This is a genomic window from Cyanobium sp. ULC082, from assembly GCF_977927535.1.
Map to the genome: position 1 here is coordinate 226,209 of NZ_OZ376398.1, position 23,535 is coordinate 249,743.

The 23,535-nt window shown below is 65.5% G+C and carries 26 protein-coding genes; 12 read left to right on the forward strand and 14 right to left on the reverse strand.

Annotated features, from left to right (window positions below):
* The first annotated feature begins 51 nt into the window (after positions 1-51).
* The 4 genes from ACXMDY_RS10560 (at position 52) to ACXMDY_RS10575 (ending at position 4,335) form a co-directional block, all read left to right on the forward strand.
* Positions 52-1,674 carry an NAD(P)H-quinone oxidoreductase subunit 4 gene (locus ACXMDY_RS10560; RefSeq protein ID WP_259701220.1) on the forward strand — a complete coding sequence of 541 codons (1,623 nt, stop codon included), beginning with the start codon at positions 52-54 and terminating at the stop codon, positions 1,672-1,674.
* A gap of 111 nt (positions 1,675-1,785) precedes the next feature.
* Positions 1,786-2,157 carry a LapA family protein gene (locus ACXMDY_RS10565; RefSeq protein ID WP_259701173.1) on the forward strand — a complete coding sequence of 124 codons (372 nt, stop codon included), beginning with the start codon at positions 1,786-1,788 and terminating at the stop codon, positions 2,155-2,157.
* 81 nt (positions 2,158-2,238) lie between these two features.
* Positions 2,239-3,105 carry a segregation/condensation protein A gene (locus ACXMDY_RS10570; RefSeq protein ID WP_259701174.1) on the forward strand — a complete coding sequence of 289 codons (867 nt, stop codon included), beginning with the start codon at positions 2,239-2,241 and terminating at the stop codon, positions 3,103-3,105.
* A gap of 45 nt (positions 3,106-3,150) precedes the next feature.
* Complete coding sequence (locus ACXMDY_RS10575; protein ID WP_259701175.1) at positions 3,151-4,335, forward strand: nucleotidyltransferase family protein; 1,185 nt, start codon at positions 3,151-3,153, stop codon at positions 4,333-4,335.
* A gap of 3 nt (positions 4,336-4,338) precedes the next feature.
* Here the strand turns inward: ACXMDY_RS10575 and ACXMDY_RS10580 are convergent, their stop codons facing one another.
* Complete coding sequence (locus ACXMDY_RS10580) at positions 4,339-5,235, reverse strand: methylenetetrahydrofolate reductase (RefSeq protein ID WP_259701176.1); 897 nt, start codon at positions 5,233-5,235, stop codon at positions 4,339-4,341.
* Between the two features lie 126 nt (positions 5,236-5,361).
* On the opposite strand from ACXMDY_RS10580, the gene pedR reads away from it, so the two are divergent.
* Positions 5,362-5,625, forward strand: coding sequence for a photosynthetic electron transport-dependent transcriptional regulator PedR (gene pedR / locus ACXMDY_RS10585; RefSeq protein WP_259701177.1), 264 nt, complete (start codon positions 5,362-5,364; stop codon positions 5,623-5,625).
* Between the two features lie 88 nt (positions 5,626-5,713).
* Here the strand turns inward: pedR and ACXMDY_RS10590 are convergent, their stop codons facing one another.
* From ACXMDY_RS10590 to ACXMDY_RS10630, 9 genes are all read right to left on the reverse strand, one after another.
* The gene (locus ACXMDY_RS10590; RefSeq protein WP_259701178.1) at positions 5,714-6,208 is read right to left on the reverse strand and encodes a CYTH domain-containing protein; all 495 of its coding nucleotides are present in this window, start codon (positions 6,206-6,208) and stop codon (positions 5,714-5,716) included.
* Positions 6,209-6,244: 36 nt separating this feature from the next.
* Positions 6,245-7,171, reverse strand: a complete 927-nt coding sequence (locus ACXMDY_RS10595; RefSeq protein ID WP_259701179.1) for an NAD(+) kinase — start codon at positions 7,169-7,171, stop codon at positions 6,245-6,247.
* Between the two features lie 15 nt (positions 7,172-7,186).
* On the reverse strand, positions 7,187-7,516 hold the full coding sequence (gene nuoK / locus ACXMDY_RS10600; protein ID WP_259701180.1) for an NADH-quinone oxidoreductase subunit NuoK: 330 nt from the start codon (positions 7,514-7,516) through the stop codon (positions 7,187-7,189).
* The gene (locus tag ACXMDY_RS10605) at positions 7,513-8,142 is read right to left on the reverse strand and encodes an NADH-quinone oxidoreductase subunit J (RefSeq protein ID WP_259701181.1); all 630 of its coding nucleotides are present in this window, start codon (positions 8,140-8,142) and stop codon (positions 7,513-7,515) included. Before ACXMDY_RS10605 ends, nuoK begins: the two co-directional genes overlap by 4 nt.
* Positions 8,139-8,747: an NAD(P)H-quinone oxidoreductase subunit I gene (gene ndhI, locus ACXMDY_RS10610; RefSeq protein WP_259701182.1), complete on the reverse strand. Its 609-nt coding sequence runs from the start codon at positions 8,745-8,747 to the stop codon at positions 8,139-8,141. Before ndhI ends, ACXMDY_RS10605 begins: the two co-directional genes overlap by 4 nt.
* Positions 8,748-8,821: 74 nt before the next feature.
* Positions 8,822-9,970: an NADH-quinone oxidoreductase subunit NuoH gene (nuoH, locus tag ACXMDY_RS10615; protein ID WP_259701183.1), complete on the reverse strand. Its 1,149-nt coding sequence runs from the start codon at positions 9,968-9,970 to the stop codon at positions 8,822-8,824.
* A 63-nt stretch (positions 9,971-10,033) separates the two neighbouring features.
* On the reverse strand, positions 10,034-11,227 hold the full coding sequence (locus ACXMDY_RS10620; protein ID WP_259701184.1) for a citrate synthase: 1,194 nt from the start codon (positions 11,225-11,227) through the stop codon (positions 10,034-10,036).
* Between the two features lie 41 nt (positions 11,228-11,268).
* The gene (locus tag ACXMDY_RS10625; protein WP_259701185.1) at positions 11,269-11,841 is read right to left on the reverse strand and encodes a SixA phosphatase family protein; all 573 of its coding nucleotides are present in this window, start codon (positions 11,839-11,841) and stop codon (positions 11,269-11,271) included.
* A complete protein-coding gene (locus ACXMDY_RS10630) occupies positions 11,819-13,429 on the reverse strand; it encodes a DUF3352 domain-containing protein (RefSeq protein WP_259701186.1) in 1,611 nt (536 codons plus the stop codon). The genes ACXMDY_RS10625 and ACXMDY_RS10630 overlap by 23 nt, the downstream gene beginning before the upstream one ends.
* Positions 13,430-13,520: 91 nt before the next feature.
* Between ACXMDY_RS10630 and ACXMDY_RS10635 the strand changes: the two genes are divergently transcribed.
* Positions 13,521-13,880, forward strand: a complete 360-nt coding sequence (locus ACXMDY_RS10635; protein ID WP_259701187.1) for a rhodanese-like domain-containing protein — start codon at positions 13,521-13,523, stop codon at positions 13,878-13,880.
* Positions 13,881-13,901: 21 nt separating this feature from the next.
* On the opposite strand, the gene ACXMDY_RS10640 is transcribed toward ACXMDY_RS10635, so the two are convergent.
* On the reverse strand, positions 13,902-14,969 hold the full coding sequence (locus tag ACXMDY_RS10640) for a hypothetical protein (protein WP_259701188.1): 1,068 nt from the start codon (positions 14,967-14,969) through the stop codon (positions 13,902-13,904).
* A gap of 98 nt (positions 14,970-15,067) precedes the next feature.
* Here ACXMDY_RS10640 and ACXMDY_RS10645 point away from each other — a divergent pair, with 98 nt between their 5' ends.
* From ACXMDY_RS10645 to glsA, 3 genes are read left to right on the forward strand one after another with little or no spacing between them, the layout of a single operon-like run.
* Positions 15,068-16,189 carry an HrcA family transcriptional regulator gene (locus tag ACXMDY_RS10645; protein ID WP_399241660.1) on the forward strand — a complete coding sequence of 374 codons (1,122 nt, stop codon included), beginning with the start codon at positions 15,068-15,070 and terminating at the stop codon, positions 16,187-16,189.
* A 10-nt stretch (positions 16,190-16,199) separates the two neighbouring features.
* Positions 16,200-17,012 (forward strand): 20S proteasome subunit A/B, encoded by an 813-nt coding sequence (locus tag ACXMDY_RS10650; RefSeq protein ID WP_259701190.1) that lies wholly within the window; start codon positions 16,200-16,202, stop codon positions 17,010-17,012.
* A gap of 4 nt (positions 17,013-17,016) precedes the next feature.
* The gene (glsA, locus tag ACXMDY_RS10655; RefSeq protein ID WP_259701191.1) at positions 17,017-18,018 is read left to right on the forward strand and encodes a glutaminase A; all 1,002 of its coding nucleotides are present in this window, start codon (positions 17,017-17,019) and stop codon (positions 18,016-18,018) included.
* Between the two features lie 22 nt (positions 18,019-18,040).
* Here the strand turns inward: glsA and trpB are convergent, their stop codons facing one another.
* Positions 18,041-19,300, reverse strand: a complete 1,260-nt coding sequence (trpB, locus tag ACXMDY_RS10660; RefSeq protein WP_259701192.1) for a tryptophan synthase subunit beta — start codon at positions 19,298-19,300, stop codon at positions 18,041-18,043.
* A 112-nt stretch (positions 19,301-19,412) separates the two neighbouring features.
* On the opposite strand from trpB, the gene ACXMDY_RS10665 reads away from it, so the two are divergent.
* Positions 19,413-19,739, forward strand: coding sequence for an SUI1 family translation initiation factor (locus ACXMDY_RS10665; RefSeq protein WP_259701193.1), 327 nt, complete (start codon positions 19,413-19,415; stop codon positions 19,737-19,739).
* Between the two features lie 15 nt (positions 19,740-19,754).
* On the opposite strand, the gene ACXMDY_RS10670 is transcribed toward ACXMDY_RS10665, so the two are convergent.
* Entirely contained in the window at positions 19,755-20,879 is a 1,125-nt protein-coding gene (locus ACXMDY_RS10670; RefSeq protein ID WP_259701194.1) for an AI-2E family transporter, read from the reverse strand.
* Positions 20,879-21,385, reverse strand: coding sequence for a 5-(carboxyamino)imidazole ribonucleotide mutase (purE, locus tag ACXMDY_RS10675; RefSeq protein WP_259701221.1), 507 nt, complete (start codon positions 21,383-21,385; stop codon positions 20,879-20,881). Before purE ends, ACXMDY_RS10670 begins: the two co-directional genes overlap by 1 nt.
* Positions 21,386-21,528: 143 nt before the next feature.
* Here purE and ACXMDY_RS10680 point away from each other — a divergent pair, with 143 nt between their 5' ends.
* Positions 21,529-22,689, forward strand: a complete 1,161-nt coding sequence (locus ACXMDY_RS10680) for an N-acetylglucosamine-6-phosphate deacetylase (RefSeq protein WP_259701222.1) — start codon at positions 21,529-21,531, stop codon at positions 22,687-22,689.
* A 48-nt stretch (positions 22,690-22,737) separates the two neighbouring features.
* On the forward strand, positions 22,738-23,454 hold the full coding sequence (gene bchM, locus ACXMDY_RS10685) for a magnesium protoporphyrin IX methyltransferase (RefSeq protein ID WP_259701195.1): 717 nt from the start codon (positions 22,738-22,740) through the stop codon (positions 23,452-23,454).
* Positions 23,455-23,535: the final 81 nt, after the last annotated feature.

Genomic DNA, 23,535 nt, shown 5'->3' on the forward strand with positions numbered 1-23,535 from the left:
ACCTGGACTGTGCCGCTCGATTTTGCCGATGCTCAGGGTGCCCTCGGGGTCCTGGGCACCGACCACACCGGGACCTTCCCCTGGCTGAGCGTCTCAATTCTGTTGCCGATCGCGGCAGCTCTGCTCATCCCGTTCATCCCCGATCCCGGCAACGGCAAAACGATCCGTTGGTATGCGCTGGGCGTGGCCTTGGTGACTTTTCTGGTGACCGTGGGGGCCTACCTGAACGGTTACGACCCCTCGGTGGCCGGGCTTCAGCTGATCGAGCGGGTGGAGTGGCTGCCTGATCTGGGCCTGGCCTGGTCGGTGGGAGCCGACGGGCTCTCGATGCCGCTGATCCTGCTGACCAGCTTCATCACCGCCCTGGCGGTGCTGGCCGCCTGGCCGGTCACCTTCAAGCCGCGGCTGTTCTTCTTCCTGATCCTGGCCATGGATGGCGGCCAGATCGCCGTGTTCGCCGTGCAGGACATGCTGCTGTTCTTCCTGGCCTGGGAGCTCGAACTGCTGCCTGTGTATCTGCTGCTGGCGATCTGGGGAGCGAAGAAGCGTCAGTACGCCGCCACCAAATTCATCCTCTACACCGCCGGCGGCTCGGTGTTCATCCTGCTGGCCGCGCTGGCGATGGGCTTCTTCGGGGGCGGCTCTCCGAGCTTCGAGTACACCGTGCTGGCGGCCAAGGAGTTTCCCGCCCGCTTCCAGTTGCTGGCCTACGCGGGCCTGCTGATCGCCTTCGGCGTGAAGCTGCCGATCGTGCCCCTGCACACCTGGCTTCCCGATGCCCATGGGGAGGCCACCGCCCCGGTGCACATGCTGCTGGCCGGCATTCTGCTGAAGATGGGGGGCTATGCCCTGCTGCGCTTCAACGTGCAGCTGCTGCCGGTGGCCCACGCCCAGTTCGCGCCGTTGCTGGTGGTGCTGGGGGTGGTGAACATCATCTATGCAGCGCTCACCTCCTTCGCCCAACGGAACCTCAAACGCAAGATCGCCTACAGCTCGATCAGCCACATGGGCTTCGTGCTGATCGGCATCGGCAGCTTCAGTGCCCTCGGCACCAGCGGCGCCATGCTGCAGATGGTGAGCCACGGCCTGATCGGCGCCAGCCTCTTCTTCCTGGTGGGCGCCACCTACGACCGCACCCACACCCTGCAGCTCGATGAGATGGGCGGCGTGGGCCAGAAGATGCGCAAGATGTTCGCGCTCTGGACGATCTGCTCGCTGGCCTCCCTGGCCCTGCCTGGCATGAGCGGCTTTGTGTCGGAGCTGATGGTGTTCGTGGGCTTCGTGAACAGCGAGGCCTACGCGCTCAGCTTCCGCATCGTGATGGCGGCCCTGGCAGCGGTGGGGGTGATCCTCACACCGATCTACCTGCTCTCGATGCTGCGGGAGATCTTCTTCGGCAAGGAGAACGCCGAGCTCGCCTCCCACTCCCAGCTGGTCGACGCTGAACCGCGTGAGATTTACGTGATCTCCTGCCTGCTGGTGCCGATCATCGGCATCGGCCTCTATCCCCGTCTGGTGACGGACAGCTACCGGGCTTCGATCGAAGCACTGGTGCTGCGGGAAGACGCCGCCATGGCGAGGGTGATCGGTCCGAATCCAACCGGGTTGATCCGCAACGCTCAGCGCGGCGACTGGCTGGCTCCTGCTTTGCTCCAGGCTCCGGCCGTTGGCTGAGCCGCCGAGGCCCCGCGGTTACGAAACCCTGCGGATGGCAGCGCTTGTCCCCACGGGCAGGGTGCCCTGCTTACGCTCCCTGCCACGCACCTTGAGCAGCTGAATCGAGTCATGCGACAGCTGAATTTTCTGCTGATCTTCAGCTTCGGGCTGGCCACGGTGATGTTCACCCTGGAGAACACGGCCGCCACCACCGTTCACTTTCTGCCCGGAGTGAGCACCACCCTGCCCCTGGCGGCGATGCTGCTCCTGGTTGGCGGCATCGGCGCCACGGCAGCCTGGGTGTTCGCCGTCTGGACCGGTGTGGTCAGGAAGGTGGAGCTGGTCTCAAGCCAGGGGGATCGGGAAGCCCAGCAGGTGAGGATCAGCGAACTGGAGGCGGACATCCAGCGTTACCGGGCCACGGTGGACGCCCAGCTCGCCCTGTTGCCGGCGGCCGGCGAGAGTTCGGCCCCTGCAGCCCCTGCCAGCGCTGCGGACTGAACCCGCGCTCCACACAGTCAGGCCAAACCGGTGGCTGGTTCGCCTGCTTGCCGGTACGTTGCTGCTAACGAGGCAAGGAGAGTGGCAGAAGCGGGCGCCAGGCTGGCCATTCGCCTGCTCCAGGATGCAGCCGAGCGGGGTGAGCTGGATCCCTGGGACGTGGATGTGATCGCGGTGGTGGACGGCTTCCTCGATCAGCTCCGCCAACGCATCGAGGTGCCGCGGCTGATCGCCGCGGCCCGGGCCGGCCAGGGGGGGAGCTACGAGCAGGATCTGGCCTCCTCCAGCGAGGCCTTTCTGGCGGCTTCGGTGCTGGTGGGGCTGAAGGCGGAGGTGCTGGAGCGCCAGACCTTTCCTCCGCCAGCCCTGAGCGAGGAGGCGTTCGACTTCGATCCCGACGGCGGCGACTGGGAGACCGCCTCGCCTTACGCCCTGCCGCTGCGGCCCGAGCGACACCTGTGGCGCCGTCCCGTGGCGCCTCCCCCCCTGCTGCGCCCGGTCAGCCTGGGGGAGCTGATCAGCCAGCTGGAGGACATCGCCGAGCGGCTGGAGCAGGGCAGCAGCCGCAGCCGCCCTTCACCCCGCAACCGGCCCTACAGCGAGCGGGCGGCGATCGAGCAGATTGCCGCCCTCGCCCATCGCGAAAAACTGCCTGAAACCACTGCAGCCCTGAGTCTCTTCCTGCAGCAATGGACCCAGGCTCTGGACTGGGTGAACTTCGAGCAACTGGTGGAAGCCTGGGCGGAGCAGGCCCCGGTTGATCTCGATTCTGACCGGGTGGGGGTGTTCTGGGCGCTGCTGTTCCTCTGCTCCCAGGGCCAGCTGGATCTGCAGCAGAGCGGCGGCCTGTTCGGACCGCTCCACCTGAAACGCCCCAGTGAGCTCCAGGCAAGCCACTTGTCAGAAGGGCCAGCTCTCGTGCCGGCTCGGCTACGGCTGGCAGCCTGACTTCTTTCTTAAGGTAGCCTCCGGATTCGACGCAGGCTGGCGCCCATGAAGGCGATGATCCTCGCAGCAGGAAAAGGTACAAGGGTGAGGCCGATCACCCACACCATTCCCAAGCCGATGATCCCGATCCTGCAGAAACCCGTCATGGAGTTTCTGCTTGAGCTGCTCAGGCAGCACGGCTTCAATGAAGTGATGGTGAATGTGTCTCACCTGGCTGAGGAAATTGAAAACTATTTCCGAGATGGCCAACGGTTCGGCGTCGAAATCGCCTATAGCTTCGAAGGCCGGGTGGAAGATGGTGCCCTGATCGGCGAAGCGCTCGGCTCAGCCGGAGGAATCAAGAAAATCCAATCCTTTCAGCGCTTCTTCGACGACACCTTTGTGGTGCTCTGCGGTGATGCGCTGATCGACCTCGACCTCACCGAAGCCGTCCGGCGCCATAAGGAGAAAGGAGCCGTGGCGAGCCTCGTCACCAAACGGGTCCCGAAAGATCAGGTCAGCAGTTACGGCGTTGTCGTCACCGACGAAGACTCCAGGGTGATCACATTTCAGGAAAAACCATCCGTTGAGGATGCCGCCAGTGACATGATCAACACCGGCATCTACATCTTTGAGCCTGAAGTTCTCGATCACATCCCCGAAGGTGTTCCCTTCGACATCGGCTCTGATCTGTTCCCGAGGTTGGCAGCGGCCGGTGCACCGTTTTATGCCCTTCCCATGGATTTTGAATGGGTGGACATCGGCAAGGTACCCGATTACTGGCAGGCCATTCGCAGTGTCCTGCTGGGGGACGTGCGTCAGGTCCAGATCCCAGGCAGGCAGGTGCGACCTGGCGTCTACGCCGGGCTGAATGTGGCAGCGGACTGGGATCAGATTGACATCCGCGGTCCGGTCTATGTGGGGGGAATGAGCAGAATTGAACCCGGAGTCACGATCATCGGGCCGGCCATGATCGGTCCGAGCTGCCATATCTGCGAGGGGGCCACCATCGACAACTCCATCATCTTTGAATATTCACGGATTGGTGCCGGAGTGCGTCTGGTTGAGAAGCTGGTCTTCGGTCGTTACTGCGTCGATCGCAACGGCGACCATTTCGACCTGCAGGAAGCGGCCCTTGACTGGCTGATCACCGATGTTCGTCGCCAGGATGTCGCCCAGCCCTCCCCCCATCAAAAAGCACTGGCCCAGCTGCTGGGCTCCGATTTCAGCCTGAGCCAGGGAGGTAGCTGAACCCTAGTCACAGCAGGGCTGGAGCTGACCAAAGCCTGCCTGTTCAAGAATCATCGGGATTCTCTCCTCCGCCTTGACCGCCATCAGGTGAACACCCTGCGCGATCCCGGCGTAGGCCTGCACCTGCTCGGCGGCGATCCTGATCCCTTCCGCCGCCGGATCGGCCGCTGCCGCCAGGCGATCGATCAGCGACTGGGGAATCATCGCCCCCGGCACCACCCGATTCACGAATGCCGCGTTACGGGCCGACTTCAGCAGGAACACCCCGGCCAGAACCGGCAAATCCAACGGTGCCGCAACCTCTCCGCAGAACCGCTTCAAGGCGTCGGTGTTCATCACCATCTGGGTCTGAATGAAGCGGGCGCCGGCAGCATGCTTGCGGCGAACCCGCGACTGCAGCCCACTCCAGCTGGCGGACTGGGGATCAGCCGCCGCACCGACGAACAGAGAGGTGGGACCGTCCGGCAGGGCCCCCTGAACCGGATCCTCACCCGCATTGAAGCGGCTCACCATCTGCAGGAGCCGAACCGCTTCGAGCTCGTTGACGGGACGGGCGGAAGGCTGGTCTCCTGCCCGCACCGGGTCACCGGTGAGACAGAGCAGATTGGGGATTCCCAGGGCATGGGCACCGAGCAGCTCTGCCTGCAGGGCGATCCGGTTGCGATCGCGGCAGGAAAGCTGCAGCACGGGCTCCAGGCCGATGTCGAGCAGGAGGCGGCAGAGGGCCAGGCTGCTCATTCGCATCACCGCCCTGCTTCCATCGGTGACGTTGACGGCATGGACCAGGCCCTTCAAGGTGGCCGCCACCGCCAGGGTGCGACCTGGATCCCCCCCCCGCGGCGGCATCACTTCTGCGGTGAGGGCGAACTGACCACGCTTGAGAGCCTGTTGCAGCAGCAAAATGGGGCGATTCAGCAGCCCACCATCATGGTGCAAGTGGTGGAGATCGCCAGGCCCGTCGGGCTGAACGGATCGCAGACCTCCCCTGCCTAGAGTGGCTGATGAGAGGTTGGGTGGAGGCCTTTGATGTCGGTTTCAGATGGTCTTGACCCGTTCCAGACCAACCTTTCCGGCCGCGAGCTGGAGATCATCGAGCTGGTTGCCACCGGACTGACCAATCAGGACATCGCCGCTCAATTGATGATCAGCAAACGCACGGTTGATAACCACGTCAGCAACATCTTCAGCAAAACAGGCGCCAAGAACCGTGTGGCCCTGCTGAACTGGGCGATGGATCACGGCAAGATCTGCCGCGATGGCTTCAACTGCTGCCATCTGCCCTCCAGCTGATCCCGGGCTACGGCAGCCGCCTCTGGGCACTGGCTTTGGGCAGGCTGGAACTGTGAGATGGCCGGGGGGCGGCAGTCCAGAGCCAGCTTCAAGCCAGCAGGCGCTGCTCAGCCGCTGTCCAGCTGCCAAAGGGCCGGGAAGCGAGCGCGGCATTGCTCCACTCACCAAGGCCGGTGACCTCCAGCCCACACCAGCCCGGCACATCCAGGGGCTGATCAGCTCTTGTCAACTCCACTTCGGCGAGCACGAGCGGCTCGTTCTCCGCCTCGAACACATCCAGCACCCAGTCCCCGCCCGGCAGATCCAGACCATGGCGGATCTTGCTGAGCCGATGGGGAGAGAGCGTGAACAACGATTCAGCCTCATCCAGCGGAATCGGGTACTCGAACTCATGACGAGCGATTCCGGCAGCTGCCGCCTTGAGGGTGATCCAGGCCTGGCTGTCGGCACTGATCCTGACCCGCACGGTGAACCCAGTCGCCGAAGCCGCCAGATAGCCCTGGCGAAAGCGCTGCTGCCAGCGGCTGTGGGCCATCCATTCACGTCCCCGCACCAGGAAGCGTCGTTCAATCTCCAGGGCCATCGGCACTCCAGCAACGGACACCCCCCATCCTGAAGCTCAGTTGTGGGAAGGCTCGGCGGCAGTGAGGTCACCGGCCCAGTGCAGCTTGTGGCTGAGGGTGCGGTAGTACGAAGGGCTCTGCTCCAACACCACCATCAGGGCGCCATGGTCGGAGCGGCGCACCACACAGCGATCACCTGGCTCGAGCACGGTGGCATGGGCACCATCTTTCCAGAGCTTGACCCGACGGCTGGTCTCCCCGAGGGGCCACACCGCCAGCACCGAGCGGGGGGGAATCACCACTGGCCGGCTCGAGAGGCTCATCGGACAGATCGGATTGACAACGATCGCCTCGATCCCTGGGTGGAGGATCGGTCCACCCGCCGCCATCGAATAGCCGGTGGATCCTGTCGGAGTGGCAATGATCAGGCCATCACCGCGGAACTGATCCACAACCTCCGCATCGATCTCAAGCTCCAGCAGGCAGGTGGGCGACACCTCTTCCAGGCAGGGGCGGAAGTAGAAATCATTCAGGGCGCAATGGACCGATTCATCGGCATCGACCACCCCATCCCCATGGTCGATGCCCGCCTCAAGCATCATGCGGCGCTCAAGAGCGAAGCGGTCATCCCGCAGGCGCTGCCAGAGATTGTCGTCAGAGGCATCCGAGAGCACCAGCAGCTTGCGCTCCTGGGTCAGGAAGCCGAGATGGCCGCCGACGTTGAAGCTGAGAATGGGCACATCCAGTGGAGCCAGATGCCTTGCCGCACCGAGAACCGTGCCATCACCACCGAGCACCACGGTCAGGTCGGGAAGCCGGGCTTCCGTGGCCAGAAGGCCTGGGAAAGGATTGGACCTGAGGCCACTGCTGGCCACGACGACCTGAACGCCCTGCCTTTCGAGATCTTCCCGGCAACGCCGTACCTGACGCTGGGCAGCCTGACTGTTGGCACGAACAATCAGCCATACCCGCTCAAGCTGCATAGGAATGGGTGGGAGTCACCAACGCAGCAGGTTGAAACGCTCCATATCAACAGTTTCACGGTTGCGATAGAGCGATAGCAGGATGGCCAGACCAACGGCGGCTTCAGCAGCTGCCACGGTGATCACAAAAATGGCAAACACCTGGCCACGGATCAATTGGCCATCGATGTAGCTGGAGAAGGCCATCAGGTTGATGTTCACCGCATTGAGCATCAACTCGATGCTCATCAGCACACGAACGGCGTTCCTGCTGTTGATCAGGCCCCAGACCCCTGTGCAAAACAGAATGGCTGCAAGAACCAGATAGGCCTGCAGGGGAACATCAACGGGAATGGAGAGGTTCATCGGGTTGTTTCGAGGGCGGGATTCCGATCGGAAGCCGTTTCCACCAGGAGGGGAGTTCTGATTTTTTCAATCAGGGCCTGGTCAGCATTCTCTCCGGTGATCACATCAACGGTATAGACATCTCTGCGTGCCAGCACGATCGCCCCGATCATGGCCATCAACAGCAGGACCGAAGCGAGCTCAAAGGGCAACAGATAATCGGAGAACAGGTGCATGCCGATCTTGATGGTGGCGTCATCCCCGGCGGGACTGGGACCGGGGACGGCCCAAGGGGTGGTGATGTCAACGCGCAGCAACAACAGAAACAAGCCTGCACAGACACCACCGGAGAGCAACCGGCGCAAAGGCAGCCCGGGAATCTCAGCGAGGGTTTCCTTCTTGTTGACCAGCATGATCGCGAAGAGGATCAGCACATTCACCGCGCCGACGTAGACCAGCACCTGGGCTGCCGCGACGAAGCTGGCATTGAGCATCAGGTAGAGCCCGGCCACCGAAAGAAAGACCCCGCCGAGCAGGAACGCTGAATAAACGATGTTGGGCAACAGCACCACGCCAAGCGAGCCGAGCACAACAGCAGCCGAGAGAGCCAGGAAGCAGATCCACTGGGTGAAGGAGGCGATCGTCATGAGCCGGTGCCTCCGTTGGATTCAGCCTTGAGATCGGCCAGCACCTGTTCGGGCAGCTTGCCTGCCCTCGGACTGGTGGCTGGAACAACGTGGGGATCAAGCTCGCCCTTCGGAAGATAGGCAAGCTCCCGGAGCGGAACAACGGCGGGGTCACTGGTGACGCTGGTCGGCAGGCGGCCCAGGGCCACGTTGTCGAAATTGAGGCTGTGCCGATCAAAGGCAGCCAGTTCATACTCCTCGGTCATGGAGAGGCAATTGGTGGGGCAATACTCCACACAGTTGCCACAGAAAATACAAACTCCAAAATCGATCGAGTAGTTGCTGAGTTCCTTCTTCTTGGTCTGCTTGTTCATCGTCCAGTCGACCACCGGGAGGTTGATCGGACAGACACGCACACACACTTCGCAGGCGATGCACTTGTCGAATTCGAAGTGAATCCTGCCCCGGTAGCGCTCTGAAGGGATCAACTTCTCGTAGGGATACTGCACCGTGATCGGTCGACGACTGAGGTGATCGAAGGTGACCGAGAGACCCTGGGTGATGTAGGAGGCGGCGCTCACCGCATCCTTGGTGTAGTCACCGACCTTCTGAAGAAACCCGAACATGATCAGCGTTGGAGGTGGGGGGACTGGACGAACAGAGGGATCGAAGCTGTGGCCCATCATGGCCGTATCAGGCATCAGCCGCCGAAAAAGGCGGGAAAAGCCAGCTTTAGGCCGGCCGTGACAAGCAGATTGACCAGGGCGATCGGCAGCAGGAACTTCCAACCGAGGTCGAGAAGTTGATCGATGCGAACCCTGGGGAGTGTCCAGCGCAGCAGGATCGCGATGAAGACCAGAAGGTAGGCCTTCAGAACCGTCATCACGATGCCGAGCGAACCGGTGATCACCTGCACCAGGGGAGCATCGACGGACTGGCCGATCGCACCCGCCAGCCACTCGACCGGGATCGGGAAGCCCCAGCCACCCAGGTAGAGCACCGCAACAAGCAGGGCCGAGAGCACAAGATTGATGTAGCTGCCCAGATAGAACAGGGCAAACTTCATGCCGGCGTACTCGGTTTGATACCCGGCCACCAACTCTTCCTCGGCTTCAGGAAGATCAAAGGGAAGCCGTTCACATTCAGCCAGGGCGCAGATCCAGAAGATCAGAAAGCCAACGGGCTGGCGCCAGATGTTCCAGCTGAGGATGCCGGCACCATTCTGCTGATTGACGATGTCGATGGTGCTGAGCGAGTTGCTCATCATCACCACCGCCAGCACGGCCAGGGCCAGGGGGATCTCGTAGCTGATCGACTGGGCCGCCGCCCGCAGGCCGCCCAGCAACGAGTATTTGTTGTTGCTGGCGTAGCCGCTCATCAGCAGGCCGATCGGCTGAATGCTGCTCAGGGCGATCCAGAGGAACACGCCGATGCCCACATCGCTGATCAGCAGGTGCTGGCCGAAAGGCACCACCAGCCAGGAGAGGATCACCGGGATCAGCACCAGAACCGGGCCGAGGGTGAACAGCAGGCCATCGGCGCGGGCCGGAATGATGTCTTCCTTGAAAAGCAGTTTGAGGCCGTCGGCGAGGGGCTGAAGCACGCCGAGGGCTCCGGCGTACTCGGGGCCGATCCGCTGCTGGACGGCAGCCGAGATCTTGCGCTCCAGCCAGACGTTGACCAGCACCCCCACCACCGCGGCGACCAGCACCAGCAACATCGGCAGAGGCAGCCAGAGCAGATGGGCCGTGGCCGGGGTCAGCCCATAGCCTTCCAGGGTCGTGGTGAAGCTGCTCTGAAGGTCAAGCCCTGAACTGACAGCCGCCAGCGGGGCTCTCAGGGCTGTCATGGACTCTGGCGCCGTCATCATCACCACGGTGTGAGCTCACGAATCGGGACCGGTGCAAGCAAGTTAACCGCCGGAGGCGTCATTTCGGGCATCCAGGGGCACCCAGTCGCGGCCGGTGCTGCCCGTGTAGATCTGGGTGGGCCTGTAGATCCGGTTGGCACCGAGCTGCTCCTTCCAGTGGGCCAACCAGCCGGCCACCCGGGCGATCGCGAAGATCGGTGTGAACAGGTCGCGGGGGATGCCGAGTTTCCGGTACACGAGCCCGGAATAAAAATCCACATTGGGGTAAATGCCCTTCGGCCCGAGCCGCACGGCGGCGGCGGCCTCCAGGCTCCGGGCCAGGTCGTACATCGAGTCATGGCCAAAGCGATCAAAGAGTTGCTCAGCCAGGTCCTGAAGGATCACGGCCCGGGGATCCTTCACCTTGTATTCCCGGTGCCCGAAGCCCATGATCTTCTGTTTTCCGGCGATGGCCCGATCCAGATAGGGCTCCACCTGATCCTCGCTGCCGATCTCCTCGAGCATGGCCAGCACATCTTCGTTGGCACCGCCGTGCAGGGGGCCCGCCAGGGTGCCCACCGCCGAAGCCACCACGGCATAGGGATCCGTGAGGGTGCTGGCGGTGACGCGGGCGCTGAAGGTGCTGGCGTTGAGACTGTGTTCGGCGTGCAGGATCAGGCAGGCGTCCAGGATCCTGGCGGCCAGCGGATCGGGGACCCGCTCGGTGATCATGTAGAGGAAGTTGGCCGAATAAGGCAGATCGTCCCGGGGCTGGATCGGGTCCTGTCCCTTGCGGATCAGCTGAAACGCCGCCACCATCGTTGGGATCTTGGCGATCAGGCGCATCACCGCATCGACGATGTACTCGGGATCGTCGAGGGCACGGCGCGAATAGAACAAGCCAAGCGAGGCAGCGCTTGACTGGAGCGCATCCATCGGATGGCCATCGGCCGGGAAGCACTTCATCATGTCGCGGATGCGAAAGCTCACCCGCCTGTGCATCTGCACATCGTTCTCGAAGGCCCTCAACTGATCCGGGCTGGGCAGGTCCCCCCAGATCAGCAGGTAGGCGGTTTCCAGAAAGCTGCTGTTCGCCGCTAGGGCATCGACGCCATAGCCGCGGTAGGTGAGTCGCCCCTTCTGACCATCGATGTCGCAGATCGCCGACTGGGTGGCCGGCACCCCCTCCAGGCCTGGGCGGAAAGCCGGGGTCACCGGAGTTCCGGCTGCCGCTGTCTGCGTTGTTTCCACCACCATGCTGTGCGGCCCGACTGATCTGGGAATTTAGGTCCCGCCCTTCAGGGACGGCGTAGCGCCCCCGACAGGCTGAGGGGTGTGAGCAGCTGGATCAGGCAAGCGCCCGTCAGCGGGGCACCGGACCGTTCGCAGGCGGCCGGCAGCTCGAGCACGGCCACGCCGGCCTTCCTGAGCCGCAGAAAACCGGCCGGGGCTCCGCAGAGACGGCCCGCCAGGAGACTCAGATCAGGCTCGTGGCCCACCAGGCAAAGCCGTTTCCAGCCCGGCTCAGGGGCTGAGGGTCCCAGCCAGCTTGCCAGCAGGGCCAGGGGATCAGCCTCGGGCGCCAGCTCGTCGGCCAGGAGCATCCGCGGCGCCAGGCCGCCGGCAAGGGCGATTTCCGCGGTCTGCAGGGCGCGCGGCAGGGGGCTGGAGAGAATCCAGTCACAGTCGAGCTGCAGGTCAACCAGCCTCTCCACCACCGCGGCGGTGCGTTGCCGTCCCTTTGCCGTCAGGGCCCGCTCCCGCTCCGGCAGACCCTGGGCTGCGGCCAAGCTCCTCTCCTGGGCGATTCCATGGCGCAACAGCAGCAGCTCAACGGCGGGCATCGGCTCAGCCCAGCTCCAGGCGGCCATGGAGCCGCAGAGCCGGCGCAACGCCTGAATCCCGCTCAGGCTCCAGGCTGCAGCCAAAACCCTGAACGCTGTCCCTGAGCGGGCTGCCGGCCAGACCCATCAGCAGGCGCCAGGGCTGCCAGCGGGAGAGCAGCCGCCTCCCAGGCTGGTCTGCCACGGCCACCTGCAGGGCGGCACCCGGGGCCTCCAGCGCCGCCAGCTGGCTGAGCAGTTGACGGGGCGGCCGCCCACCCTCCAGCTGTTCATCGAGAACGGCTAGACCCTCGCCCCACCAGGCGACATCGTTCCGCTCCAAACGGGTCCCAGCCACCCTGGCCAGCAGCTGGTCGGCATCGCGCCTGCCGGCCCGGGCCTCGAGCCGGGTCCAGACCTGAAGCGGCACGCCGGCCCTGCTGAGCGGCGCGGCGATCAGCCCATCCCTGGCCAGGGCAGGCTGGATCTGACTGACACTGGGCGCCCCGGGCGAGGTCCCGAGCAGCCAGCCGCCAGACTCCTGTGCCCAGATCAGCGGACCGGTGGCGTTGGCACCCACCAGGACGGGCAGGGGGCCAGCCAGCCCAGCCAGGGCCTGCCGCAGCGGTGGTCCCAGCAGGCGCTGCCAGGCCTCGGCGGCCACGGTCGTGGTCTCGCTCAGAAGTGCTGCGGGGTTCTGGACCACCACCAGGGAAGAGGCCGGAGCGCTCAATTCCGCCAGCAAGGGTGGCGCGGCAGCCAGGGCGAGGGGCGGGAGGTCCTCTGTCAGGTCGAGGTCAGCCTCCAGCCGCAGGGCTCCCCCACTGGGGGAAAGCGCGGCGACCAGACCCACCACCGCAGGATCCGTGGCGATCTCCGCAGGGATTCCAAGCCAGTCGACGAGGGCCTCCGGCCGGGCGGTGAGCAGAGCCACGCCGTCGCCAAGCCTGACCAGATCAGCCGCCAGGCGAGGGTTCGCCGCCTGATTGAGCTCATCGATCTGGGAAACATCGAGAGCCTGCTCGAGGATGCCGCGACCGGATGCAATCAGCACCATTCGGTCGTTGATCAAGGCCGTGGCCAGGGGCCTGACGGACTGGTCGGCCAGGGCACCGCGACCACTGATCAATCCCATGCCTCGATAACTGCTGATCTGCAGTTCCGCTCCAGCAAGGCTGCGGGTCTGCCAGAAATGCTGCAGGAAGCGGCGGGCTCCCTCCTCATCCCGGCTGCGCAGAGCCAGAAACCAACCCGTGGGCCCGTCTGTTCCTTCGGGAGCCAGCACAGCCAGGCTGACTTCATCCCCCAGCCAATCGGCCAGCTCGCTGGAGTAATCGAGGCCCGCCGTGGCGAAGGCCCCATCGCGAAGGGCTTCGACGGCTGCCACCGCCTGGCGCCGCTTGCCCGGCGCGGAAACGGCCCTGGCATAGGACGCAAGCCGGTCGGGACTGACCAGCAGATGCAGGCTGAGCGGAGCGCTGCGGGGGACGAACCGCGCCTCTTCCGGCATCGAGAGGCTGCGATGCTGCAGGCTGAGCGGGCTCTGCCGCAACACCAGCCACCAGCCCCCCAGGCCCAGGGCCAGCAGCACCAGGGAGAAGCTGAGCACCAGCACCAGGAAGGGGCGCGCCTTCATGCCTTGAACCCAGCGACCCCATCATCTTTATCCATACAGCTTCCTTTCCACCATTCCTGCTTCAACTCCTGCTTCACCGAACCCAGCTGTGATGACCACCCCAACCCCTCAGCCCCCGGGCACACTCACCGCCACCGATCTGCAGGAGCGTCTCGGCCGGGGGGAGCCGTTGCAACTGGTGGATGTGCGCGAAGCGGCTGAGCTGGAGCTGGCCCGACTGGCCCAGCCGGTGCTGCATCTGCCCCTGAGCCGCTCCGCCGAATGGGTTGAGCGGATCGACGAGCTTCTGGACCGGCAGAGAGAGGTGGTGGTGCTGTGCCATGCGGGCATTCGCAGCTGGCAATTCGCCTGCTGGCTGATCGAAACCCAGGGCTTTGATCGGGTCTGGAACCTGCAGGGAGGCATCGATTCCTGGAGCGTGCAGGTGGATCGATCGGTGCCGCGCTACTGAGCCAGGGGCCCGGGGAACTGCTCAGCCCCGGGGGTGCTTGGGTGGATTCGGTGGCCGCATCGGCCGCGGTGCCGGCGGGGTGCCGCCCCAGAACTTCTGCCACAGGGAGGGTTGAGCGGAGCCACGCGGCGGGGCGGGCCTTGGCGGCTGGGGAGGTCGCCTCGCCGGCTTGTTCGGGTCTGGGCGAAAGAGATTGGCGAACCATCCCGTGGACACCTCGGATCCAGGCAGCTGTTCGGGGCGGCGCGGACCAACGACACGAACCGGCTCAAACAGATGCGCCATGAAATAGGGCTTCAGTGCCAGGTTGTAGTAGCCGACCCGACGCAAGTTCTGCTGGCGGAACAACTGCAGGAAGGCAGCTGTGATCAAGGCAAGCAGGACCGTGACAATCGTGCGCTGCAACAAACCAACCCGGGCACCACTGAGTTGATCCCCCTGTCTGTTCTCCAGGGTGACAACAGCCTGATCAAGAGAATCAAACAGGGATTTCTTGATGGATTCGAGCGGTTGAGATGGATTGATGGCAGAGCGGATCTGGGGGAATCTCTGCAGAACCCGGGCGAGCTCGACCGGCGTTGATACGGGCTTGACCGCATCAACGACCTGCCGGCGGAATTGACGGGCCTGCTGCAATTGAACGGTCCCCTGCTCATCAGCACCTCGGTAGGCGCGCAAGGCATCGGTGACCACCAGGGGGGCCAGCAGGGCGTAGCCGAGGGCCAGCGGCAACAGCAGCCGCTGCAGGACCACCAGCAACTCCACCTCCGGCCGGCGCCTGAAGGCATTCCCACCGGCAAAGATCAGACCCAGGCCAAGCAGGAGGAAAGGGGCCGCCTCGGTGAGCGATGAGGCCAGGCCAAGCCTTTGAACCGGAACGGTGAGCGCGGGCCAGGAGAAACCGGAGGCCAGCTTGATGGCGAGCAACAGAATCAGGGCATAGCCGGCCAGGCGCAAGGAATCAGGAACCGCTGTCTGTCTCGCCGGCGGGGAAGTGGGCTCAGGGGTGGCGGGAGCCGGGGGCACCTCGCTGAAATCAATCGGTCCGCGTGACGTCAACTCGGCAGTGTCATCGTTGGAAGCAACCATCGGGCCAAACAGAGATTTCACGCACAGGGATGAAGAATTCAGCAGGACCTGGGCCCAGGGCTGCCACGCCCTGCTGAATGGCTTAAACTTGGTTTGAAATGGCATCATACGCTGCCAAAGTGTTGCCAAAGTGCTCCCAAGCTATTGCCAAAAAGCCTTTCCAACCTGTGTTGCCAGAACTGACTCGGCGGGATCAACAAGTGTTGCGGGCAACCGTTCAGCACTACGTCGACACGGTTGAGCCCGTTGGCAGTCAGACCCTGGTGAAACGATTCGGATTTCCTGCCAGTCCGGCCACGGTGCGCACGGCGATGGGGGTGCTGGAGCAGAGAGGCTTGCTGGTTCAACCCCATCCGTCGGCAGGTCGCGTGCCCAGCCAGCAGGGCTATCGGCTGTTCGTGGATGATCTGCTGCCAGCCCCCGGTGCTGGTGCCCTGCAACTGGAAAAGGAGCTGCTGGCCCTGAGTCTTCAGTGGGCGGCCCTGGACGACCTGCTGCTGCATCTGGCCCGCCGCCTGGCTGACCTGACCGGCCTGCTCAGCCTGATCACCCGACCGCAACGACCGCAATCAACGCTGCAGGCGGTTCGGCTGGTTCCCAGCCAGGGACGTCTGCTGATTTTCCTGGTGGAAGCCGCCGGAGCAGCCAGCAGCCTGAACGTGCGGCTGCCGCCGGGGGCTGAGGTGGAACTGACCACACTGGAGTGCTGGGTGGTTCAACAGCTCGAAAGCAGCCTCAACGGCACCATTCACTGGCAGGAGCTGCCGTCCCAACTGGAATGCAGCGGCCGCGTGGTGCGCCAGGCCCTGAGCAGCCACCGCCTGGCACGCTCGGCGGCCAATCCCGAGGGAGCTGTGGCGCTGGGGCTGAGCGGACTCCTGGCCCAGCCCGAGTTCAGCCAGACGGCCATGCTCCGCCCCCTCGTCAAGCTGGTGGAGGAGGAGCCACAACGGCTGTTGCGGCGCAAGGGCCCCGAGTCCGCCTGGGCGAGCGATCCACCGGATGCGAACGATGCGGCGAACCCCGGCGACGGCGTGTGGATCGGAGCGGAACACCCCCACCCCGCCCTGCGGGCCTGCTCCGTGGTTCAGGCCTCCTACCGGACCGGCGATGGCAGCCGCGGCCAGGTGGCCCTGGTGGGACCGATGCGAATGGCCTACGCCACGGCCAGGGCCGCGGTCCGAACGGTGGCCACTAGCCTGCAGCGACTGCTGAGCTGAGGCTCGACCGGTGACCTATTGCGTTGGTTTCCTCCTGGAGGACGGGCTGGTGATGGCCTCCGACTCCCGAACCAATGCAGGGGTGGACTACATCTCCAGCTATCGCAAGCTGCATGTCTTCCAGCCCAGCGCCGATCGCCTGTTCCTGCTGCTGGCGGCCGGCAATCTGGCCACCACCCAGGCGATCCTGAACTGGATCAACCGCGACCTCAACCGGGCCCGGCGCGAGGGGAGCACCCATCTCCAGGACGGCCCGGAATCCCTGGCTGACGCACCGTCCGATCACGACACCCCACCCCATGCCGACCTGCTGACCGCCCGCTATCTGTTCGAAGCCGCCGACTACATCGGCAGGTTGAGCGTGGCGGTGCAGAAGGAAACCCATTCGGCCCTGCGCCAGGTGGGTGCCAGCGGAGCCGCCTCCTTCATCCTGGGGGGCCAGATTGCCGGCCAGCCCCACGGCCTGTTCCAGATCTATGCGCAGGGCAACGCGATCATGGCCACACCGGAAACACCTTTCCTGCAGATCGGGGAAAGCAAATACGGCAAGCCACCTCTCGACGGCGTCGGCCATCACCGGCTTTCGCTCAATGATGCCGCCCGGCTCTGCCTGATGTCCCAGGTGATCACGCGACGCTCCAACCTCACCGTCGGCCCGCCGTTCGAAGTGGCGCTCTACCCACGCGACAGCCTGGCCATCTCGCAGCAACTCAAACTGGAGCGTGGGGCCGCCGAGCTCGACACCATGGTTGACGTCTGGAATGAGAGCCAACGCCAGGCCCTGGAGCGGATGCCCCGCTTCCCCTGGGAAGAGCAGGGCTGAGGGCATGGGGAATGCCAGCCAGAACCATGGCTCCAGCTGGGTGTCCACCGGTCACCTGCCGGACCCGGCGATCGTCCAGGCGCTGATCCGCGAGGCCCACCAGCGTTTCGGCACGATCGGTGATGGCCGTGTCGCCGATTACATCCCCGCCCTTGCCAGCGCCAACCCCGACAGCTTCGCGATCGCCGTGGCGGACACCAACGGCGACCTTTTCGCAGTAGGCGATGCAAGCCAGCCATTCAGCATCCAGAGCCTTTCCAAGCCCTTCATGTTCGCCCTCGTCTGCCAGGCGATCGGCGAGCAGGACGCCCGCCTGAAGCTGGGAGTCAACAGCACGGGCCTGCCGTTCAACTCGGTGCTGGCGGCGGAGCGCTCGGTGGAGGGACTCAGCAATCCGATGGTGAATGCCGGAGCGATCGCCGCCACCAGCCTGGCGCCGGGCAGCACGGCTGAAGCGAAATGGGCCTTCATCAGCGAGGGCTTCTCCCGCTTCGCCGGCCGGGAGCTGCAGATCGATGCCGAGGTCTACGCCTCCGAAGCCGCCAGCAACCAGCGAAATTCCGGCATCGCCAGCCTGCTGGGCAGCCATGAGCGGATCTACTTCGATCCCGAAGCCGCCACCGACCTCTACACACGCCAGTGCTCCCTGGCCGTGACCAGCGGGGATCTGGCAGTGATGGCAGCCACGATGGCGAACGGCGGCCGCAACCCGCTCAGCGGCGAGCAGGTGATCGAAGCGATCCATTGCCAGCATGTGCTGGCAGTGATGGTGACTGCAGGGCTCTACGAGAACTCCGGCGACTGGCTCTATGCGATCGGCCTGCCGGGCAAGAGCGGTGTGGCCGGCGGCATGATCACGGTGGCACCCGGCAAGGGCGGACTGGCCACCTATTCGCCGCCGCTCGATGAGGCAGGCAACAGCGTGCGCGGTCAGCTCACCGCCCGGTTTCTCTCCGAGCAACTGGGCCTCAACCTGTTCGCCTCAAGGCCAGGCTGCAGCAGCTGATTGCCCGGCCCCTGCGGAGCCCTCAGCCCGCCATCGTGTCGCCGAGCCGCTCGGCCACGGTGTTCACATCCTTGTCGCCGCGGCCGGAAAGGTTGATCACCAGCTCGGTGCCCGGCGCCAGGGTGGGGCAGAGCTGCTCCAGCCAGGCGAAGGCATGGGCGGTTTCCAGGGCAGGGATGATCCCCTCCAGCCGGCTGACCCGCTGCAGGGCATCAAGGGCCTGCTGATCGGTGACGGCGACATACTCGGCGCGGCCCAGCTCCTTGAGGTAGCTGTGCTCCGGACCGACACCGGGATAATCCAGGCCGGCGCTGATCGAATGGGCCTCCTGCACCTGACCCTCGGCGTCCTGGAGCAGCAGGCTCATCGCCCCGTGCAGCACACCGATCCTGCCTTCGGTGATCGTGGCGGCATGGCGGCCGCTGGCCACCCCTTCACCGGCGGCTTCCACACCGATCAGGCGTACGGCGGTGTCAGCCACGAAAGGATGAAAGAGGCCCATGGCATTGGAGCCGCCGCCGACGCAGGCCAGCAGCACATCCGGCAGGCGGCCGAAGGCTTCAGCGCACTGGCGTCTGGCCTCCTGGCCGATCACCGCATGGAAATCACGTACCAGCATCGGGTAGGGATGGGGGCCGGCCACCGAGCCGAGGATGTAGTGAGTGCCCTCCACGTTGGTCACCCAGTCGCGGATCGCTTCGCTGGTGGCATCCTTCAAGGTGGCTGAGCCGGCGGTGACGGGTTGCACGGTGGCCCCCAGCAGCCGCATCCGGAACACGTTGAGGGCCTGACGGCGCATGTCCTCAGCGCCCATGTAGATCACGCACTCCAGGCCGAAACGGGCACACACCGTGGCTGTGGCGACCCCATGCTGGCCGGCACCGGTTTCGGCGATGATCCTTTTCTTGCCCATGCGCAGAGCCAGCAGCGCCTGGCCCAGGGCGTTGTTGATCTTGTGGGCGCCGGTGTGGTTGAGGTCTTCCCGCTTCAGCCAGATGCGCGGCCCACCCTCGGGACGCCGGTAGTGATCGCTGAGCCTCTCAGCCTCGTACAACGGCGTCGGCCGGCCCACATAGGTGCGCAACAGGTGATCCAGGCGGCTGGTGAAGGCTGGATCCGCCCAGGCCTCGGCGGCGGCGTCCTCCAGCTCGGCCAGGGCGGGCATCAGGGTTTCCGGCACGTACTGGCCGCCGAAACGGCCGAAGCGGCCCAGGGCATTGGGGCGCACCGAAGGCTCCAGGGTGGCGGGATCCGGCTGGGGGAAAGGGAGCGTGCTGGTCACCGGTAGCTGGGCGCGAGGCGATCAGCCTAGGAAGAAGCCCGCTTCAGCTTCGCCCGGCGCACCAACAGGGGGAACGCTGCGCTTTGATCGCTCAGGCAGGTAAGCGGATCGGATGGGCAAGGGAGGCTGGCAGGAATTCAGCGGGGCGGACAGCCTTGAGCGGCCCTCCTCTCCAGCCGCGCCACCCCCGGCCCGCGCCCTGCAACGGGTGCGGGTGCAGCGCACCAGAGCGGGCAAGGGGGGGAAGCTGGTGACGGCGATCACCGGTCTGGAGATCGCCGAAGCCGAGGCCAGGGCCCTGCTGAAGCTGCTCAAGGCGAAAGCCGGCACGGGCGGCAGCTTCAAAGACGGGGTGATCGAGCTGCAGGGGGATCAGCTGGCAACTGCGCTGGAGGCACTGGAGGCGGCCGGCTTCCGGCCGAAGCAGGCGGGGGGTTGACGGCCTGGCTGGCAGCTAACCATCGAGCGGGGCTGCAGCGGCTGGGGCCCTGGGCGCCTCCCCAGGGGGCTCAGGTAGCTCCAGTCGCCGGGCCAGTTCATCGAGGAAGGTTTTCAGGCAGCTCGCCACCGGCACCGCCAGCAACAGGCCGAGCAGATCGCCCATCCCCAGCAGGCTGCCCACCCGGGCGCCGATCGGCAGGCTGACCAGCAGCCAGGCGGGCTGCAGCCCGACGATCTGGCCCATCAGCCGCGGCTGGATCACCTGGTCCACCACCTGTCCCACCGTGATCGCCACCGCCAGCACCTCCAGGCCGGTGCGGGGATTCTCGAGGGCCAGCAGGGCGCTCACCAGGATGATCGTCAGGGCGCTGGCATAGGGAATCAGGGTGGTGAAACCGATCGCCACCGCAAACAGCACGCCATAGGGAATGCCCAGCAGCGTGAACACCAGGATCTGGGCACCGCTGAGAATCAGAGCCAGCACCACCTGTCCGGCGAAGTAGCCGCGAAAGGTGCGGTACACCGTGCTCAGCACCAGCTGCCTCCAGCTCGATGGCAGCCAGCGACCCAGGCCCCGGCTGATCGATTCGCCCCCGGCCAGCAGGAACACCGCCAGCACCACCACGATCACGCTGTTGATGGTGAGGGTGAGCGTGGCCCCGAGCAGGCTGAGCAACTGCTGGCTGAGCTGGCTGGCCAGTTTGGTGGAGCGGCTGAGCAGCTCACTGCTCAGGTCGCCGAAGTCAGCGGGCAGCCCATGGGCCGTGGCCCAGTCCTGGGCCTGGTTGAGCAGGATTTCCCCCTGAACCAGCCAGCCTGGCAAGGCATGAAGCAGGTCGCTCAGCTGCTGCACCAAGCGCGGCAGCAGCCACAGGGCCACCAGCACCAGCAGCCCGAGGCCGGCGCCCATCACCAGCAGGAAGGACAGCCGTCGCGGCACGCCATGGCCGGTCAGCCAGCGGGTCGGGATGTCGAGCAGGAAAGCGATCAGGGCCGCTGTGAGAAACAGGGCCGGGAAAGGCGCCAGGGGAACGAGCAGCTGACGCAGCACAAACAGGTTGAGCACCAGAAGCGGCAGGGTCAGGCCTACGCGCATCGGCAGCGACGACGGGAAGGCAGGGGGCGCGTCGGGAACCATCAGCCGTCCTGCCGTTCGATGTCCCGGCCGTAGCCGGCCACCCCCAGCCTCAGCAGACGCTCGTCCTTGCTTCGCACCTGGTCGTGCAGTTCGGCTCGATGCTGAACCAGCCGCTCGGCCAGGGCGGCATCCGCCGTGGCCAGGATCTGCGCCGCCAGCAGGCCGGCGTTGAGTCCGTTACCGATCGCCACGGTGGCGACGGGAATGCCTGCCGGCATCTGCACGATCGAAAGCAGTGAATCCAGTCCGGAGAGGGCCCGGCTCTGCACCGGCACCCCGATCACGGGCAGGGGCGTCAGCGCCGCCACCATGCCGGGCAGATGGGCCGCCCCGCCGGCCCCGGCGATGATCACCTTGAGGCCACGCTCGGCCGCCCCACGGGCAAAGGCCACCATCTCCAGTGGTGTGCGGTGGGCGGAGAGCACCCGCACCTCCACGGCAATCCCGAACTGCTCCAACACGGCCACCGCCGGCTCCAGGGTGGGCAGGTCCGAATCACTGCCCATCACCACCGCCACCCGGATGGGGTCGGGCAGGGCTGAAGGGTTGGCGGCGGCAGCCAGGGGCGGATCAACCACGGAGAGAAACCATGGAGCATGGGCAGCGAGGATGGCATTCTCCCGCTCACGGCGCCCCGGTGCCCATCACCATGCGCTGGCTCAGCAACGTTCGGCTTCCCCAGTCCGGCCCCTGCATCCACAGGCGGGACCGGCGCTGGCGGATCGGGGTCGACCCCCAGGGCCAGATCGCCAGCGTCACGTTGCTGGCAAGCGGCAGCCAGGCCGCCGGTCACGACTGGCGCGGCGACTGGCTGAGCCCGGCCGGCGTGGACCTCCAGATCAACGGTGGGCTTGGCCTGGCCTTCCCGGAACTCGAACCGGCTGATCTGCCGCGCCTGCTGGAGCTGCTGGAGCTGCTCTGGCGCGATGGAGTCGAAGCGATCTGCCCCACCCTGGTGACCTGCGCCATCGAGCCGCTGCGCCAGGCTCTGACGGTGCTCGGCGAAGCCCGAGCCCAGCACCGTTCCGGCCGCTGCCAGCTGCTGGGAGCACACCTGGAGGGCCCCTTCCTGGCCCACGCCCGCCGCGGCGCCCACCCCGAACAACATCTCTGCGTCCCGAGCAGCGCCGCCCTGGCCGAACGCATCGAAGGCTTCGAGGACGCCATCGACCTGGTGACCCTGGCGCCGGAACTGGAGGGGGCCGACGCCGTGATCGACGCCCTGCGCCGCCAGGGAATCGTGGTGAGCCTGGGCCACAGCGCCGCCAGCGAAACCGAAGCCACGGCCGCCTTTGCCGCCGGAGTGGGCATGGTGACGCATGCCTTCAACGCCATGCCTGGCCTGCACCATCGCGCACCGGGGCCGGTGGGGGCTGCCGTCCAGCGGGGGGATGTCGCCCTCGGCCTGATCGCCGATGGCGTTCACGTGGCTCCCACCATGGCGGTGCTGCTGCAGAGGCTGGCCCCCCAGCAGGTGGTGCTGGTCAGCGACGCCCTCGGCCCCTACGGACTCGCGGCCGGTCGCCACAGCTGGGACGAACGTCTCCTGCTGGTGGAGGACGGCAGCTGCCGCCTGGAGGACGGCACCCTGGCCGGAGCCACCTTGCCGCTGCTGGAGGGGGTGGTGCGGCTGGCCCGCTGGAGTGGCGAACCGGGTCGGGCGATCGCCGCCGCCACGGTGCTGCCCCGCCGGGTGCTGGGTGAGGACCGGCCGGTGGAGGAGATTCTGGTGGGACTGCCCCTGGCCGAAACCCTGCGCTGGAGCCAGAGCAGCGAGGGACAGCTGGGGTGGTCAAGGAGCAGCTCCTGAGCCCTCCTTAGGATTCGGCGGGAACGGCTTCGAGCAACACCCCGCACCATGTCCACCACCCCAGCCGAAACAGGCGTCATCGCCGACGAGAAGGCGGAGGTTCAGGCCTACTTCAACAACACCGGCTTCGAACGCTGGAACCGCATCTACAGCGAGAGCGACGACGTCAACAGGGTGCAGCGGAACATCCGGCTCGGCCACCAGAAGACCGTTGATCAGGTGCTGGCCTGGTTGCAGGAGGAGGGGGATCTGGCATCGCGCAGCTTCTGCGACGCCGGTTGCGGAGTGGGAAGCCTCAGCCTGCCCCTGGCGGCGCTGGGTGCCGGCTCGATCGAGGCCAGCGACCTGTCGGAAGCGATGGTGACGGAGGCGCGGCGACGCGCCGAGGCGGCCGGGATCGAGGCCGGGCGCCTTCAGTTCACCGCTTCGGATCTGGAGAGCCTGGGCGGCAGCTACGACACGGTGATCTGCCTGGATGTGTTCATCCACTATCCCCAGGAGCCGGCCGAGCAGATGGTGAACCACCTCGCTTCCCTGACCAGCCGGAAGCTGATCGTGAGCTTCGCGCCTTACACCCCCCTGCTCGCCGCCCTGAAGCGGGTGGGCGATTTTTTCCCGGGCCCGAGCAAGGCCACCCGCGCCTACACCTTGCGGGAGGACGGCATTGTGGCGGCGGCCCAGAGGAGTGGCTTTCGCGCTCAGCGCCGCAGCCTCAACAAGGCACCGTTCTACTTTTCGAGGCTGATCGAATTCGAGCGGATCTGAAGCAGTCTGGGTTTTCTCGAATCCAGGAATACTCTGGCCATGATGGCCACCAGGTTGGCTGGAGAGCAGTGCTCCCTTGAT

Bases quoted from the DNA above. Each gene is read 5' to 3' on its own strand.
- nuoK (WP_259701180.1), bottom strand. From the start codon at position 7,516: ATGAACCTCTCCATTCCCGTTGATGTTCCCCTGCAGGCCTATCTGGTT.
- ACXMDY_RS10605 (WP_259701181.1), bottom strand. From the start codon at position 8,142: ATGACGATCGCCTCCTTCACCCAGTGGATCTGCTTCCTGGCTCTCTCG.
- ndhI (WP_259701182.1), bottom strand. From the start codon at position 8,747: ATGTTCGGGTTTCTTCAGAAGGTCGGTGACTACACCAAGGATGCGGTG.
- ACXMDY_RS10665 (WP_259701193.1), top strand. From the start codon at position 19,413: ATGGGCAAGGGAGGCTGGCAGGAATTCAGCGGGGCGGACAGCCTTGAG.
- pedR (WP_259701177.1), top strand. From the start codon at position 5,362: ATGTCGGTTTCAGATGGTCTTGACCCGTTCCAGACCAACCTTTCCGGC.
- ACXMDY_RS10620 (WP_259701184.1), bottom strand. From the start codon at position 11,227: ATGGTGGTGGAAACAACGCAGACAGCGGCAGCCGGAACTCCGGTGACC.
- glsA (WP_259701191.1), top strand. From the start codon at position 17,017: ATGGGGAATGCCAGCCAGAACCATGGCTCCAGCTGGGTGTCCACCGGT.
- ACXMDY_RS10630 (WP_259701186.1), bottom strand. From the start codon at position 13,429: ATGAAGGCGCGCCCCTTCCTGGTGCTGGTGCTCAGCTTCTCCCTGGTG.
- ACXMDY_RS10680 (WP_259701222.1), top strand. From the start codon at position 21,529: ATGCGCTGGCTCAGCAACGTTCGGCTTCCCCAGTCCGGCCCCTGCATC.
- purE (WP_259701221.1), bottom strand. From the start codon at position 21,385: ATGGGCAGTGATTCGGACCTGCCCACCCTGGAGCCGGCGGTGGCCGTG.
- ACXMDY_RS10575 (WP_259701175.1), top strand. From the start codon at position 3,151: ATGAAGGCGATGATCCTCGCAGCAGGAAAAGGTACAAGGGTGAGGCCG.
- ACXMDY_RS10595 (WP_259701179.1), bottom strand. From the start codon at position 7,171: ATGCAGCTTGAGCGGGTATGGCTGATTGTTCGTGCCAACAGTCAGGCT.
- ACXMDY_RS10590 (WP_259701178.1), bottom strand. From the start codon at position 6,208: ATGGCCCTGGAGATTGAACGACGCTTCCTGGTGCGGGGACGTGAATGG.
- nuoH (WP_259701183.1), bottom strand. From the start codon at position 9,970: ATGACAGCCCTGAGAGCCCCGCTGGCGGCTGTCAGTTCAGGGCTTGAC.
- bchM (WP_259701195.1), top strand. From the start codon at position 22,738: ATGTCCACCACCCCAGCCGAAACAGGCGTCATCGCCGACGAGAAGGCG.
- ACXMDY_RS10565 (WP_259701173.1), top strand. From the start codon at position 1,786: ATGCGACAGCTGAATTTTCTGCTGATCTTCAGCTTCGGGCTGGCCACG.
- ACXMDY_RS10645 (WP_399241660.1), top strand. From the start codon at position 15,068: ATGGCATCATACGCTGCCAAAGTGTTGCCAAAGTGCTCCCAAGCTATT.
- ACXMDY_RS10635 (WP_259701187.1), top strand. From the start codon at position 13,521: ATGACCACCCCAACCCCTCAGCCCCCGGGCACACTCACCGCCACCGAT.
- ACXMDY_RS10640 (WP_259701188.1), bottom strand. From the start codon at position 14,969: ATGGTTGCTTCCAACGATGACACTGCCGAGTTGACGTCACGCGGACCG.
- ACXMDY_RS10625 (WP_259701185.1), bottom strand. From the start codon at position 11,841: ATGGCCGCCTGGAGCTGGGCTGAGCCGATGCCCGCCGTTGAGCTGCTG.
- ACXMDY_RS10670 (WP_259701194.1), bottom strand. From the start codon at position 20,879: ATGGTTCCCGACGCGCCCCCTGCCTTCCCGTCGTCGCTGCCGATGCGC.